At 40.0% G+C, this 14,401-nt stretch carries 11 protein-coding genes; 3 read left to right on the forward strand and 8 right to left on the reverse strand.

The window, feature by feature from the left end; translation table 11 throughout:
- Window positions 1-417: 417 nt before the first annotated feature.
- Together K8O68_RS18820 and K8O68_RS18825 are read left to right on the forward strand one after the other, a co-directional pair.
- Entirely contained in the window at window positions 418-969 is a 552-nt protein-coding gene (locus K8O68_RS18820; RefSeq protein WP_230898316.1) for an RNA polymerase sigma factor, read from the forward strand.
- Window positions 969-2,390, forward strand: a complete 1,422-nt coding sequence (locus K8O68_RS18825; protein ID WP_230898317.1) for a hypothetical protein — start codon at window positions 969-971, stop codon at window positions 2,388-2,390. Before K8O68_RS18820 ends, K8O68_RS18825 begins: the two co-directional genes overlap by 1 nt.
- Before the next feature lie 421 nt (window positions 2,391-2,811).
- On the opposite strand, the gene K8O68_RS18830 is transcribed toward K8O68_RS18825, so the two are convergent.
- From K8O68_RS18830 to K8O68_RS18850, 5 genes are all read right to left on the reverse strand, one after another.
- Window positions 2,812-4,260: a phospholipase D-like domain-containing protein gene (locus tag K8O68_RS18830; RefSeq protein ID WP_230898318.1), complete on the reverse strand. Its 1,449-nt coding sequence runs from the start codon at window positions 4,258-4,260 to the stop codon at window positions 2,812-2,814.
- 24 nt (window positions 4,261-4,284) lie between these two features.
- A complete protein-coding gene (locus K8O68_RS18835) occupies window positions 4,285-5,019 on the reverse strand; it encodes a GTP pyrophosphokinase (protein WP_230898319.1) in 735 nt (244 codons plus the stop codon).
- A gap of 450 nt (window positions 5,020-5,469) precedes the next feature.
- Window positions 5,470-6,816 carry a sensor histidine kinase gene (locus K8O68_RS18840; protein ID WP_230898320.1) on the reverse strand — a complete coding sequence of 449 codons (1,347 nt, stop codon included), beginning with the start codon at window positions 6,814-6,816 and terminating at the stop codon, window positions 5,470-5,472.
- Window positions 6,816-7,484: a response regulator transcription factor gene (locus K8O68_RS18845; protein WP_230898321.1), complete on the reverse strand. Its 669-nt coding sequence runs from the start codon at window positions 7,482-7,484 to the stop codon at window positions 6,816-6,818. Before K8O68_RS18845 ends, K8O68_RS18840 begins: the two co-directional genes overlap by 1 nt.
- Window positions 7,485-7,650: 166 nt before the next feature.
- Window positions 7,651-10,329: a YhgE/Pip domain-containing protein gene (locus tag K8O68_RS18850; RefSeq protein ID WP_230898322.1), complete on the reverse strand. Its 2,679-nt coding sequence runs from the start codon at window positions 10,327-10,329 to the stop codon at window positions 7,651-7,653.
- 259 nt (window positions 10,330-10,588) lie between these two features.
- On the opposite strand from K8O68_RS18850, the gene K8O68_RS18855 reads away from it, so the two are divergent.
- Window positions 10,589-10,945, forward strand: coding sequence for a SpoIIAA family protein (locus K8O68_RS18855; RefSeq protein ID WP_230898323.1), 357 nt, complete (start codon window positions 10,589-10,591; stop codon window positions 10,943-10,945).
- 125 nt (window positions 10,946-11,070) lie between these two features.
- Here K8O68_RS18855 and K8O68_RS18860 read toward each other — a convergent pair whose 3' ends face one another.
- From K8O68_RS18860 to K8O68_RS18870, 3 genes are all read right to left on the reverse strand, one after another.
- Window positions 11,071-11,916 carry an STAS domain-containing protein gene (locus K8O68_RS18860; RefSeq protein ID WP_230898324.1) on the reverse strand — a complete coding sequence of 282 codons (846 nt, stop codon included), beginning with the start codon at window positions 11,914-11,916 and terminating at the stop codon, window positions 11,071-11,073.
- 312 nt (window positions 11,917-12,228) lie between these two features.
- Window positions 12,229-13,308 carry a Ger(x)C family spore germination protein gene (locus K8O68_RS18865; RefSeq protein ID WP_230898325.1) on the reverse strand — a complete coding sequence of 360 codons (1,080 nt, stop codon included), beginning with the start codon at window positions 13,306-13,308 and terminating at the stop codon, window positions 12,229-12,231.
- A complete protein-coding gene (locus tag K8O68_RS18870; RefSeq protein ID WP_230898326.1) occupies window positions 13,308-14,393 on the reverse strand; it encodes a GerAB/ArcD/ProY family transporter in 1,086 nt (361 codons plus the stop codon). The genes K8O68_RS18865 and K8O68_RS18870 overlap by 1 nt, the downstream gene beginning before the upstream one ends.
- Window positions 14,394-14,401: the final 8 nt, after the last annotated feature.

The following is a 14,401-nucleotide window of genomic DNA, read 5'->3' on the forward strand; positions in this document are numbered from 1 at the left end:
CCCAGTAATTACAACAACTTTTTTAAAAATTCCATGGAAAAAACCTCCTTAATTGATATAAGAAAACCATTTCACTAATATCATACCTTTGTTTTGAATATTCAAACTATTTTTAAAGTGGTTTCAGAGTTTATTTACCCAAAGTGAGAAAATAATCTTCCTTTCTTCAGCAGACATTTTGATTGAACTGATAGAATCCGAACACCTTTATAAGCAGCCTGTTCACTTGGCCTTTTAGACTGAAGACCCGAAGAAGCAGCTGCTTAGTGTGAGAGGCTGCAACTTAAGCTGACAGAAGGCCCATGTTTTTTCCTCTATCATTTCATTTACTATTAAATTTTAAAATTCTCTTTTTCGAGCACCTTTTTCTATTTTTGTCCGTCTATACTTATGAAAGAAGAACAGGAGGGTCAATTGATGACAGATGAGGAACTTATACATAAAATTCTTTCGGGAGATCAGCATGCAATCCATGAACTGCACGAACGTTATGTTGATCGTATATTTAACTACATTTACATCCAGACGAACAGCTATCATGATACCGAGGAATTATTGCAGGATGTATTTCTTAAAGCTGCAAATCGTCTCGACCGTTTTAAAGGACATGCCTCCTTTAAAACATGGATTTTTAAAATTTCAAGAAATGTAGTAATTGATTATTACCGAAAACGAAAAAAAGAGCAGAGATCACTTACGATGGATCAAGACACCATGGAAGGAATTGCAGGCGAGTATGAAGCTGCAGAAACAACCGTTCTACGCAATATACATATGAATGAAATTTTCGAGTCGATTGACAGGCTTCCCGAGACCTATCGAATGATTCTTCACCTGAGGTTTGTTGAAGATTTTTCTATAACAGAGACGGCAGAAATTATGGGTAAAACTGCTCTCTCAATCAAATCAGCACAACGCCGGGCACGCCTGGCTTTACATGAACAACTTAACCTGGAGGTGAGCAATTAATGACTAAGCGTCAAACCAGTAGAGATGAGCTCATTCAACTCATGAAAAAAAGGAACCAAATTAAACCGTCTGAAGAAGCCAGACAAAAAAGTCTGCAGGCTTTTCGAAATGGGTTAAACCAAAACATTTCAAAAGGTAAAAATAAACAAAAGCTGACTAACCGCCAGCGTATTATAGGATCAGCAATGACTGTATCGGCTGCAGGTATTGCCGCTCTTATCCTACTGAACTATGATTTTATGCCGGGAGAAATGCCTCTCGATTCAGGAAACGGAGAAAGTTCTGAACAAGAATCACGTACTCCCTTGAACAATGAAGAGAGAGAAGAAACTGGAAATCTTAATTTGGACGAGATAAAAGAAAACCCTCAAGTTTTAGAAAGGGTGCTAAACAGGAAGTCAATTGATATCGAAGATTTAAATGAGATGGATATATACTCTATCTATAACGGGAATTTATCGGTTTCACTGCCTGACGGGTGGTCTGTAAATGAAGATTATACAGAGGATGTGCATTCAATTATTTTCACTGGGCCTGATTCAGAAGAAATGTCCCTCTACTTATATGAGAACGACCTGAATGAAAATCTGTATGAGCAACAATTAGATGACATTCTATCTGACATGTCTATGACAGAGGCAACAACTGTTTCTCCTGATTATATCGAAAACTTTGAGATTCTAAGGTTTCATGAAGAGTTTCCGTTTGATTACGAAAAAACTGAAATGTACAGTTTTATAGATGAGGAAACTGGGCGTTTTAAAGAACTTTATCTGTCTGAATTATTTGGCCACCCGATGATCTACACGATGAACGTTCCTCTGAACGATGAAGAGAGCTGGCCTCTATCCTGGGTCTTCTTTTCTCAAATGTTCGTCTCAAAGCCTTTTACAGTGGATGGCTCTGAAGGGGAAATACAGTCAGAGTACGAGCGCCCAACAGAAAAAACAGTTATTTTATCTATAGGAGCTCGCATGTTTGAAGAATTTGAGATTGAACTTTATGACATCGGCGAATTAGGCCTGACCAGTTACCGCCCGATTGGAACAGAAGTTGAACGCGTTGAGCATGACCAGTTTGTTGAATGGCGTTTCACAGACACTGATGTCTCCAAAAACAGCTTTTATTCATTTGGCAAATTAAACGAAGGATTCCCGGTTGATCAAGGGAAGGAGATAATGTTTGAGGCTTTTGAAATTGATCTCGCTTATCATGAAGATCTTGGCGGCGGAAGTCAGTATCATTTTTCCTACTACAGTGGCAGGGGAAATGACTTTTACGATGGATATATAGAATTTTTGGAAATAGACAATGAATGGTATTATAAGCATGCTCATTCAGACAGAGAAGATAATAATGGGGTCCTGTTTAATGTTTGGTTGGATTTATTTATAGACCATCTTGAATGGGAGAAAAGATAAAGATAAAGATGAAAATCGATTTAACGGATAGCCAGGGATTAACCTTGCTATCCGTTATTTTATGGCTGAGTGGAAAAAGCTTTAGCAACATCGCTGCAGGGGGGCCGCTCCTTTTGACAAATTATGATAATATGAGGTTTGTATAAATTTATTTGGCTGGGCTGAGGAAAACTATGACACTATTTGAGAAATTATATACCCTTATTATTTTTTCAGCAGTCATTATAGGGATTAGTTTAGGGCAATCAGAAATTATGAGTGAGCATGCCGAAAGCTTCATTGTTCCCCTGTTAACCGCTATGCTTTACATTACTTTTTTACAAATTCCTATTGAAGAAATTAAGAGAGCTTTTAGAAATCTCAGTTTTACCTACACGTCGGTTTTTATAAACTTTCTTTGGATGAAGATTACTCTCACTTGTTAAAGCAAATACACGAAATATTTCGTAAAAAGCGACAAAATTCCTGTTAGTACTGATTTACCAAAAGAAGGCTCTTCTTTTTCCACATAAGAGTTATTAATGTAATCCCCTTTATCTGAAACCTGCAGGCTTTGATAAGTGATATAATTGTCGACTTTGTCTATGACTAAGTCAGCTAACTCACGGCTATCGACTACGAGCATAACCTCAGTGCTCAGGTATGTGCTTCTCGGGTCCAGATTAAACGACCCTACCGCAGTTATTCTTTCGTCAAAGATGAATGTTTTTGCGTGCAACGATTCTGATGTTTCCTGAAATTCAAAAACCGAAATACCCGCCTCTGTCATCTCTTCCCTAAAATGGGCATAACCTGAGTATGCCAGGATATTCGGAGTAGCCGCGAGAGAATTTGTCAACAGAGCAATATCAGAGGCCTCAATCTCCTCTTCATTTATATAAGTCATCATCCGGTCGTCAGGAATGAGATAAGGACTTTGGATAACGATGGATTCTGAGGCATTTTCCATTAAAGCGGCCAGGTCCCTCCATACCCTAGGGTCCTTATTAAGCCGTTCTATCGGATTGTGTATGAAGGTTACTTTATTAACGGGCAATGATTTTGCCAGCCAGTCGATCTCGCGGTTAAATTTCCAGTCATACGTTACCCGAAGCGAAGAAGCCTGCTTTCTTATTGCATTAACCGTCTCCTCTCCCGACTTTTTCTGCCGTTTAGAAAGGTCGGCAACAGGTTTTTTGGAAAAATGATGCTCCCAGAGTTCATTAAAATAAGCAGTCATTTCTGGAAGAACACTGCTGCTATCACTGTCACCAACTGTATTAATCACCAGGAGATCCCTGTCATTAGAAGCTCCTTCGTAACCTTCCGGGCTGAAATATTTATCTCCTATATTCCTCCCGCCAACCAGTCCTTTTTTGTTATCCACGATCATCATTTTATCGTGAAGCCTGTTATTCCAAGTCCAAGGGCGCACAGCATCAAATGGCTCATAAAATTTAAGCTTTATATTCGGATGAGCCGTTAAGGCATAAGTCATTTCTTTTAAATCGCCTCGTAAATTATGAAACAAGCCGTCCAGCAAAATACGGACCTCTACCCCACGGTCCGCAGCCTCCACTAGTGCGCTGAGTAAAAAATCTGCTGACAGGCCGTCGTGCAGCGTAAAATAAGACAGATCGATCGATTCATCAGCATTTTCAATAAGGTGGATACGTCCCAAACCTGATTCTTCTCTGTCTTCCAACAGCACTACTCTGTCATTTGCATGTCCATTTCCATAGAAGCGGTCAGGATCTGAGCTGCTAACATTGCCGTCAGCCGGCTCGTTGAACTGAAACAGGAGCGCCCCTGTGAGGAAGGCATACACCACGTACAAACCTGCCAGACCTGACAGCGCACCAGTAATTTTTTTACCTTTTTCAGGCCCCATCTCCCAATCTCCTTTCTGTATATACTATCTTGCTGCATTAATATAGGAAGACAGGAATTCTCTTGGAAGACGAAACCTTTCATTATTAGCTATAAGATCACTGTTGCTGTCGTTGTCTTTATACTCATTTATCTCTTTGTGAATCCTTTCCATCTTAATATCAAGATGGGCTGCCGTTTCTGCTGCTTCCTTTAATTCCTGAAGAATAGCAGGCGGCGCGTCTTTATTGTATTTATAATAAATTTTGTGTTCGAGGCTTGCCCAGAAATCCATGGCAATGGTGCGGATTTGGACTTCGACATATACGTCAAGCACTCTGTCTGACATAAAGACAGGAATCTCAAGAATTAAATGAAGGCTTTGATAACCATTAGGTTTAGGATGAGCGATATAATCTTTTTTTTCCACCACGTGAATATCTTTTTGCCGTTCGAGCATGTCGCTTATCTCATAAATATCTGACAGAAAGGCACACGATATTCTTACACCTGCAATATCCTGAATGTTTTCCCTGATTGATGGAATTGTCAGGTCACACCCTTTCCTCCAGACTTTGTTCATAATACTTTCCGGTGTCTTAATTCGTGATTTCACATGTTCTATCGGATTATAATCATGAATGTAATGAAACTCCTGCTGTAAAATATCTATTTTAGTATTTAACTCATCCAAAGCAAACTGGTACGTCATCATAAACCGCGTTAATTCCTTTTTAACAGCTTTCAGCTTCCTCATATTTATAGGGGCTGCTGTTTCCATATCCTTCTCCTCCTCAGTCATTCCTGCTTTATACTCGGGTTCAAATCTTCTATAAGTTTTCTTTATCCTCTTTACGCCGTACACAAAAGTCTGCGTGTATGCCCTGGCTCCTCAGCAAATTTACAATTTCCCTGACAGACTTTTTTCTTGGAGAGACCTCCGACTCAGAAGAACGAGGGTTTCCTGGCAATTCGCTTGTCCTCCTGTCCGTCTTCGATAGGCTCATTTGTGTTGACACCTCTTCCCGTCGATTTTGTATAATTTCTTTCTCCCTTTATATTTTATAAAAGGTTTATGAACTCACTGTGAACTGGTGAAAAGGCGTATACTGTAAAAAATCAGTCTGCCGACAAACCTGCAGAAGCTGTCATACGTCTTAATTTTTGATTCTAATAAGAATAATTTTTTAAAGAGAAAAACGTCCTGCCAGGCTGGGCAGGACGCATCTATTTACTCTCTATTAAACGGAATTTCCACCGAAAAAACAGACCCTTTTTCCTTTTCACTGGAGACATTAATTCCACAGTTATGAATGGTTAAAATCTTCTTCACAATTGATAAGCCTAATCCGTTTCCGTCAGTGGAACTGCTTCTTGCTTTATCCACTTTATAAAATTTGTCAAAAAGATGAGGGAAAGCTTCTTCAGGTATTCCTTTCCCGTTATCTTTAATACTTACCTGAATATGGCTGCTTTGTTTTCTAAGGGTGACAGTAATGATTTCTCCTTGAGGAGAGTATTTAATCGCATTAGTTAACAGGTTTACCCATACTTGGCTGAATAAATCTTCATCTGCTGTTACTTCCGCCGGTTCAAGATCCAATTCCACTGTCAGCTGCCGCTTTTTCCATAAAGGCTCTGTTGCCAGTACGGCGCGTCTCACCTGTTCGTCAAGCCGGTAATTAACAGGTTTAAACGGATACTGGTCTGATTCAAGCGACGCCAGCTGCAAAAGATTCTCGCTCAGCCGAGAAAGTCTTTCTGTTTCTTTATATATAATATCAAGATATTCTTTCTGGTTTTTTTCCGGCACAATATCGTCCCGGATTGCTTTCGTAAAACCTCTGATTGACGTAAGGGGCGACTGGAACTCGTGGGAGACACTGCTTACAAAATCATCTCTCATTTGATCTATTTGCTCCACTTCAGCGGCCATATGGTTAAAGCTCCTTATAAGCTCACCCACTTCGTCTTTGTTGTCTTTGTTCTTGACCCTGATGGAAAAGTTTCCTGTGGCCATTTCTTTAGCTGCTGCCGTTAACCTTTTTATTGGATCAACGACATACCGGGAAGCCAGAAAGATTAACAGACTTCCAACAATAAGAACAATTAGAAGAGCTATTAGAATGACGTTCCTGATCGCTTCGCCTTCCGCTTCATAATCCATATGAACAAAGAGGGCAAACGAGTCATCACCTATTTCTACCGGCATCCCCCCTACCCTGGCTTGGCTCTCATGGTATACGACCGGTGAAACCGCGCTCCCTGTGATTACTTCCTGGTAGGCCCCTTCACTGACAGGAAAAGAGGGCTCCTCAGAAAGCGGTTCCCCTTCTTCATTTACGATCATCACTTCAAAATGAAATTCTTTTAGTGTCTCTATCATGTCATCAATATTCTGAGCCTCAGTCATCTCCACGACCCCTGCAACTCCCCGGGTGACATTTGTAATTTCTTCTTCAAAAAGCACTTCCCGCTGAAAAAACAAGGATGTAATCATATATGAAACTAATAAACTTATTAAGACGACACTAATAAAGGTCGCAACTATCCGCAAATACAGGCTTTTTTTAATCATCAGTTTTCCTCCAGCCGGTATCCTAAGCCTCTGACGGTCGTTATCGTTAATTCAGGAAAAGGGGTCATCTGCTCCCTTAACCTTTTAATATGGACGTCTACTGTTCTTTCATCACCTTCATAGTCGTACCCCCATATTTTCTCGATCAGCTGGGCACGCGTGAAAATTTTTCCGGGAGAACCGGCGAGCGTAAAGAGCAGCTCACATTCTTTCCGTTTCAGCTGGACGGTCCCGTGCGCCGATGCCACGGTCAGGCGCTCTACATCTATAGTTACATCTCCTATTTTCACAAGGTTCTCCAGGTTAATATTATAGCGTTTCAAAAGGGCTTTCACACGCAGGTTCAACTCAACCGGATCAAACGGCTTAACTAAATAATCGTCCGTTCCAGCATTAAAGCCCTTTACTTTATCCTGGGATTCGCCTTTCGCTGTCACCATAAGGATAGGAATATTTAAGAACGATCGGATATCTTCGGTTAACTCAATACCATCTAAATGAGGCATCATTACGTCAATAATCGCCAGATCGATCTTTTCCGCAGAGACCAGATCCAGTGCCTCTTGCCCATCTTCCGCTTCAATCACATTAAACTGGCTGTTTTCAAGATACAACCTCATCAGTTTTCTGATATGCGGATCGTCATCAGCAATTAGTATAGTAGTCATTATTACGTCCCCTGCCTTTCTATTATCTCGTTTATGCGGTGGGTCGGCTGATTTTCTGTTCCTGAGACTGGGGTTGGTGCGACACCAGTTGCACCAACCATACCATCCCCATTACTTTTTATAATATCACCTGTAGTATTAAACGGGAATTGTCTTCCTGTCTGTTCTATTCTACGAGGCGGCTGGATTTGGATTTAGCGTATGTCCTTTCAATTCTGGAGGCAAGCACGGGTTTTAAAAGAAGTCCTACAGCGAGGGTTAATACCCAGAAGCCTGACAGAATGATAACGTTTTTCCATACGAGAGCCGGTATAATCCCTCCTGCTGCTTCTCTCAGCAGGTTAATAGCGTAAGTGAAGGGCAAATAAGGATTGATCTGCTGGAAGAATGGCGGAGCGACTTCAATTGGGAATGTCCCTCCTCCGCCGGACAGCTGCAGCACAAGAAGCACAATAGCCAAAGCCTTGCCAATGTTGCCCAAAATGGAGGCCAGTGTATAAACCATTGTCATAAAAACAACGGCTATGATAACTGAAAATAAAACAAATAAGTATGGGCTGTCTGCATACACGCCAAGAAGAGTGAGATTTCCTATGCTTACAATTAACCCTTGGAGAACGCCCATGATTAAAAACAAAATCATTCTTCCAAGATAAATTGAGCGAAGAGTAAATTCCGGACGGCGATCCACTGTGTGTAAATTGGTGCTGATCAAATTAGATAACAGCAAAGCGCCAACCCAAAGACTTAAGGTCGTGTAAAAAGGCGCATTGGCCGATCCGTAATTAGGTATTGGAAAAAGCTCTTCTTCCACTAAATTTACAGGGTTTGCGAAAAAATCAGTTTCTTCATCAAGATCATTCCGCAGAACTGAAATAATTTCATTCAGTCGGTCCTCTTCTTCTATGTCACGTATTTGATCCGCCACTTCTCCTAAATTTTCTTCCATTTCAGGTAGCTCGCTGCGGGAAAATTCAGCGAGCTCGTTTACTGCTTCCTCCACTTGCGGCATATTTTCTTCTAATAATTCGGCCAGCCTCCGGTAGTCTTCTTTTACTTTAGGCAAGTCATCCCGTATGAAATCGGCCGTCTCATATATTTTTGCTTCAATGCCTGGCAGATCCTCACGGACAAAGGCGGCTGCTGATTCAATTGCCTCTGTAATAAGCGGGAGTGTGTCCTGAATTTGCTGAGTTATATTCTTAATGCTTTCTTCCAATTCAGGAAGCCGTTCAATTTGTTCTTCAATACTTTCTTCTCCACTAACAGCTATTTTTTCTGCATTTTCAAGCGTTTCTTCTACTGTTTGTAAAGCTTTATAATTTTCTTCGAAAGAGTTGCCGGCGTTCACCAGACCGGATCTGAGGTTCTGGATGGCTTGATCTGTCTGATCGGCCCCTTCTCCCATTAAATAATCGTGAAGGCCGCCTGCCATTTGTTCAGTTTCTGAAGCGGTTGACTGCAGGGACTCTATTAGGTCCTTTCCTGGAGTTTGACCAGATTCAATCGTCGTTAACGCGCCCTGAAGTTCCTTTTGAAATGTTTGAAGCTGCTCTTTTACCTTCGTTAACTGGTTAATAACTTCAAGCAGTTCCTCATCCCCGGAATAGTCATGAATTGAGCTGTACATATCTATGGCGTTATCAAGAACGTCTATATGATTTGCAAGCTGTTCATCTAATTCTTTCAGCACGTCCTTTGCATTATCTTCCTCCTCATTGTCTATAAACATATTCAGAGTATTTTCTGCAGAAGCAGCTGTCTGACTCGCGAACAGCGCCTGCTGGGCGACTGTCTCACTGACTTTTTCAGACGAACCTTCAACTTCATCTATAAAAACCATGAGAGCTTCTGAATAGTCTTCAATTGAGTCAGCTCTTTCTTCGACTTCCGGCAGCATTTCCTGGGCATTCTCAATCGTTACTTGAGCTTCCCTGGCGCCGTCGAGAGCTTCTTCAAGCAGATCTGCAATGTCTGCAAACCGGTTGTTTAACTCGTCAACCTCCGCCACTGCTTTTTCAATGTCTGGAATGGTTTCTTCCAATTGAAGCACGCCTTCGCCCAGTTCATTGATTTCGGGCAGGCGGCTTTCAAGCAGGAGAATTTGTTCCGTTCCTTCATCAATCTGGGGACTAAGGCTCCTTAATTCCAGAAACTGATTTATATGGTTATCAATTTCCCCCCAATTTTCATCAAACGCCACCACTTGATCTGCAAATTCGTTTACAGCAGGAAAATGGGACTCAAGGTCATAAACTGTTTGTTTAATTCTGCGGAATGTAGGAAGTTCTTCTTCCAGTTTAAGCCCGAGCCTGTCAAACTCCTGAAATAAAGACTTTGAGGTTTCTTCAATAAATTGCTCATTAATCTCTTTTACGATCGCAGATGCGCCTGCGGACGTCATTTTAGGAGCTATGGCATTCACTTTTTCATTGACCTGGTAATGAACTTGCGCCGAGTCCGGTTCTCCTTTAACCACGCTTGAGAGATCTTCAGAAAATGAGCTGCTTATATAGATACTTGCGTAATAGTCTCCGTATTCCACCCCTTTTTCAGCTTCCTCCCTTTCAACAAAAGACCAGCCGAAGTTATCATTATTTTGAAGATTCTCTGTCAGTTCTTCCCCTACGTTGATGAATTCTCCATCAACATAAGCGCCTTTATCTTCATTGACCACCGCCACCTGAACTCCTTCCGTATTGGCATAAGGATCCCAGGAGGCACTTAAGTTGAACCAGGCGTATAAAGACGGCAGAATTGCCAGTCCTATAAGAAGAATGCCTACGAGAGGCACTCGTTTAATATTCAATAAATCCTGTTTAAATATCTTCCATACGTGTGTCATTGTCTTCCCCCATAATTGTCTTCTTTACATTACCGGTTGTAACTGGCGAACCGGTAATTGCCGGCTCTGTCATCAGCACTGTAAAAGACTAACATGGAAGTATGAACTGAAAATGAACTGAGAAAAATTTTATGGCGGTGTATTCAGCTTTTTTCGCTATTTTTCGACAAAAGGGAAATTTAGGGCTTTTAAAATTTTTTAATGGGGGTAATGGTACTCATATAATAGGGTTAAAAAACTACTAACCGGGGTGAAACTTATGATTAGAGAATTATCTGTCAGCGAGGGTAATTTTATTGCATTCGAAGTTACTGAGAATGTTTCAGAAGAAGAATTTGGAGATGCCTCTGATAAAATGAAAGAATTAATAGGGAAATACGGAAAGATCAGGTTAATGGTCCGGTTCCCTGAACTTCCTATTCAAGATGTCAGCAGTATAAACAACCGTTTTAAGTTTATAAAAAATAACTTTAATGATATTGAAAAATATGCGGTAGTGACTGATAAAAATATATTTAATATTGCAGCCGCTATCGTAGATACTGCAAGTGAGACCGATGTCCAGCGGTTTTCTGCAGATGATTTGGAAAAAGCTGTTAAGTGGGTCAAATCGTAAAATTTCAAGAATAAATTAAATAGCGGTGGTTTTTAAGCCGCTTTTATTTATTCTTTTACTTAATTAAGGGAAAAGAAAAAGACCAGCGAAAGCTGATCTAAAGGGAGATAAATATTTAAAAACGTCTATTTAAAAGTAAACTCTCTCAATTGGATGGCTTCAGCAAGGGAGGGTTTAATGGTCACCTCTTCAAACATTATACCTAACTGGACAGTAGATCTGGCTAATTCAGGCCTCATTCCGGAAAGAGTGGTTGTCACGCCGATTAGCTTAAGGGCCCGTATAAGGTGCATCAGTTCTTCTGCCACTATTTCGTCTATTGTTACTACACCGGATAAATCGAGCAGCAGGTAATTCACGCGCTGCTTCGAGCACTGGTCAATTGTTTTATCCAGAATAATTTTTGAGCGGAAGGAATCGATATTTCCGACTAAAGGAAGCAATGCGACCTGAGGGCTTAAAGAAATAACTGGTGAGCTCAGTTCCATAATGACTTCCTCTTGTGCTTCTATTCTTTGTTTAGCGTACCTAGTATGTTCCTCAACAAACCTTACCGCTATTTCTCTAAACCAATCGCCTATAACTCTATACCAGTTAATGACCTCTTTGACTGCATAGTCATTCTTTACCAAATCAACGTATTGATCCAGTAAATTAAAGTATTGTTCTTCTGTTCTGTTAAATTCATTAAGAATCAAATGCAAAGGCGTATTTAAATGTTCTTCATCTTTTGCTATTTCATCAATCCACTCTTTGAGGCTGTTTTCAAAAGTGTTTATTTCACTGTTGAATACGGCAAAAAAACGTCTGTGAAAATCATTATTCTGCCTTTTCAAGTTGTTAATTACTTCTGAATCCGGTGAGGAATAAATCCCTTCTGGCGCACTAATTTTAACAGAGTTATACCATTCTTCAGTTAACTGATCTGTATGTTCCATTAAATAATCATACAATTTCTCATTCTGATACATGAAAACCTCCCTCTGTAAATGCCAATATGTTTACCAATTTAATACATTTTTTTAAATATACTAATTTATTTACCTGATTTCTATATTTTGCAGTCTTTTTTTGAGTTTTCCCCTCCGCTCTAAAACCTCTTCCTTGTAAACTCAAAACCTATTACCACAAGTTTACCATAACATTCATACGGTCTAATGTTAAATATTTCTATCTTTTTTATGGGAAAAAATGAGTTTTCAAGTAATCAAACTTACATAACAGCAAAGTAAAGAGAATAAAAAAACTCATTAGTTTGATTCTTAAGAAAATGAAATTCTATTTTAATCACTGACTCCCCCGTGTGTAATTATCGTATCGACATTGACGTGCACCTTCACATTGGGGTACTGGTCTGTCCACTTTTGTTCATCCCAGCCTCTAGTCCGTGTTTTAACTTGAAAACCTAAACCGACCGGGTCTGTCTCTAAATCCTGGAACTTTTTAATCAACTTAGAAATTTCTACTGTGAGCTCTTCCTCCAACAGGTGGTTAATTTCATTAATTTTCTTCTGATCCAGCGGTATTCCGGAATATTCATTCACGTACCCTTTAGTACGGAGATTCAGTGTAATCTCCGGCATCCCTTTCCGCATCTCAACCTGGTAACTGGACTGGGCACTTAAATTTCTGATAGAGGCAAATTCCTTGTCAGGAAGGGCCACTTCGTAAGTACCCCCCTGAAAGTTTTCAATTAACATTTTAAATATTATTGACTCTTCCAGCGAAAGAGCAGAAACCATCTTGTCATTTTTAAAGATTGCAACCCCTGTCACTTGGACCTGATCATTAACTTTCTTCAAATAAGGCAGATAAGTTTCCATCCCTTCCTGATATAAACGATAAACAAATACATGCATATTGCTTTTTGGAATATTATGATTATTAATATTCTGTTCAATAAGCTCAGACAAGTACTTTGAGATTTCCGGCTGGAGGGAGGGCTGGTTTTCCAAAAGCTGATTTGTGGATCCTTCAAACACCCCTAAATAAAGACGTTGCCCCACTAATGGATCACGGTAAAACGTATCACCCTGCTCGATTATCCCTTTTTTTGCCATCTCATTATTAAACAGAACAACAGCCAATTTGCTGTTATTAATTAACTTCGGTGATTTACTGTCCATTTCAGCCCGTATGTTTTTAGCTGTTCGGCCAACTGCCGTAATTGTTTCACTGGTTACACCTTCACCTGAGTTATTTCCATTATCACCTTTATAGATCGGCACACTTACAGTAGCCCTAAAATTTAACTCGTCAACATAATCAATTCCTGTTGCATGTATCAGTAACAGTTCGTCCACTATTTCCTGCTGGACACAGGCACTGGTTAAAAACGTGAGCAGAATAACGAGTTTTTTCATTAGGAGCTTCCTTTCTTTCTAATAGATTGAATCAGCCAGAGAATTGGAATGTATATATAAGTAAAGTAAAAACCAATCTCAGCAGTGACAGTATTCATCCGGTCAATTGCTTCACGAGTTTGAAAAATGACACTTAAACTAAACACTATGAGAAGAAGGACGATTAACGTTTGCTTCTGATTAAAAGAGAATAATAAACGAAACCCTCTGCTGGATACCCATAGAGCTAAACAGACGCCTGATAATATAACTGCTCCCCATGCAGGTATAGCCAGATATTCAAAACGTTCAATAAAAGGAAGCTCAATGATTTGCCACATTGTGAAGAGAGGCCAGACCGTTTTTTGCAATTGACCCGGACTGTAAAATACAAATGCCGCCAATACTACAAACAAATAAACGACGAGAGTGAATACATTTCCTCCAATCGCCCACTTAACCGCTTTATCAGGTTTTTTAATAAACGGATAATAAATAAAAAGCATTTTAACTCCTAAAAATCCAAGAACCATAGTTTTAGCTGAAGTAAGATATTCCGAAATTGAGTGATCCAGAAGAGGAAGTAAATTTCGGACTTCTATATATTCCAATGGACCGATTAAGCTGCTGAAGGCAAGGAAAGAAATGATCACTGCAAAAATACTAAGCCCGGTCACCACCCTGAAACCTTTTATAACGGCATAATACGCTAAAATACAATAAGCCAAAGTAATAGACCAAGTTGAAAGATCCGGGAATATCCATATTTGGATGACTTCAGTATATGTACGAAGAATAACTAACGAAAACGAAAAAAGATACAGAAACATCAGGAAAGATATAAAACCTCCAATCCATTTCCCAAAAGTATTCCTGTGTATTTCTATAATATCTCCCCCCCCTCTTTTCAAAATAATAAAGACAAGCCAAATGATTACTGACGTAGAAATCCCGGTTATAATCACGGCAAGCCAGCTGTCAAACCCTGCTTCGTCAGCTAAGTAACGGGGAAAGCCAAACACCCCGACTCCTACCTGCATGCCTGGAATAAGAAAAAACAAAAAAAAGGGGGATACTTTTGATCGTTCCGGTATGAGATTAGCCACTACTGTCC

Origin of the sequence: Salipaludibacillus sp. CUR1, assembly GCF_021028955.1 — a bacterium.
Lineage (GTDB): Bacteria > Bacillota > Bacilli > Bacillales > Salisediminibacteriaceae > Salipaludibacillus.

Excerpts from the sequence above, each read along its gene's own strand:
- K8O68_RS18820 (WP_230898316.1), top strand. The coding sequence starts at position 418 with ATGACAGATGAGGAACTTATACATAAAATTCTTTCGGGAGATCAGCAT.
- K8O68_RS18825 (WP_230898317.1), top strand. The coding sequence starts at position 969 with ATGACTAAGCGTCAAACCAGTAGAGATGAGCTCATTCAACTCATGAAA.
- K8O68_RS18830 (WP_230898318.1), bottom strand. The coding sequence starts at position 4,260 with ATGGGGCCTGAAAAAGGTAAAAAAATTACTGGTGCGCTGTCAGGTCTG.
- K8O68_RS18835 (WP_230898319.1), bottom strand. The coding sequence starts at position 5,019 with ATGGAAACAGCAGCCCCTATAAATATGAGGAAGCTGAAAGCTGTTAAA.
- K8O68_RS18840 (WP_230898320.1), bottom strand. The coding sequence starts at position 6,816 with ATGATTAAAAAAAGCCTGTATTTGCGGATAGTTGCGACCTTTATTAGT.
- K8O68_RS18845 (WP_230898321.1), bottom strand. The coding sequence starts at position 7,484 with ATGACTACTATACTAATTGCTGATGACGATCCGCATATCAGAAAACTG.
- K8O68_RS18850 (WP_230898322.1), bottom strand. The coding sequence starts at position 10,329 with ATGACACACGTATGGAAGATATTTAAACAGGATTTATTGAATATTAAA.
- K8O68_RS18855 (WP_230898323.1), top strand. The coding sequence starts at position 10,589 with ATGATTAGAGAATTATCTGTCAGCGAGGGTAATTTTATTGCATTCGAA.
- K8O68_RS18860 (WP_230898324.1), bottom strand. The coding sequence starts at position 11,916 with ATGTATCAGAATGAGAAATTGTATGATTATTTAATGGAACATACAGAT.
- K8O68_RS18865 (WP_230898325.1), bottom strand. The coding sequence starts at position 13,308 with ATGAAAAAACTCGTTATTCTGCTCACGTTTTTAACCAGTGCCTGTGTC.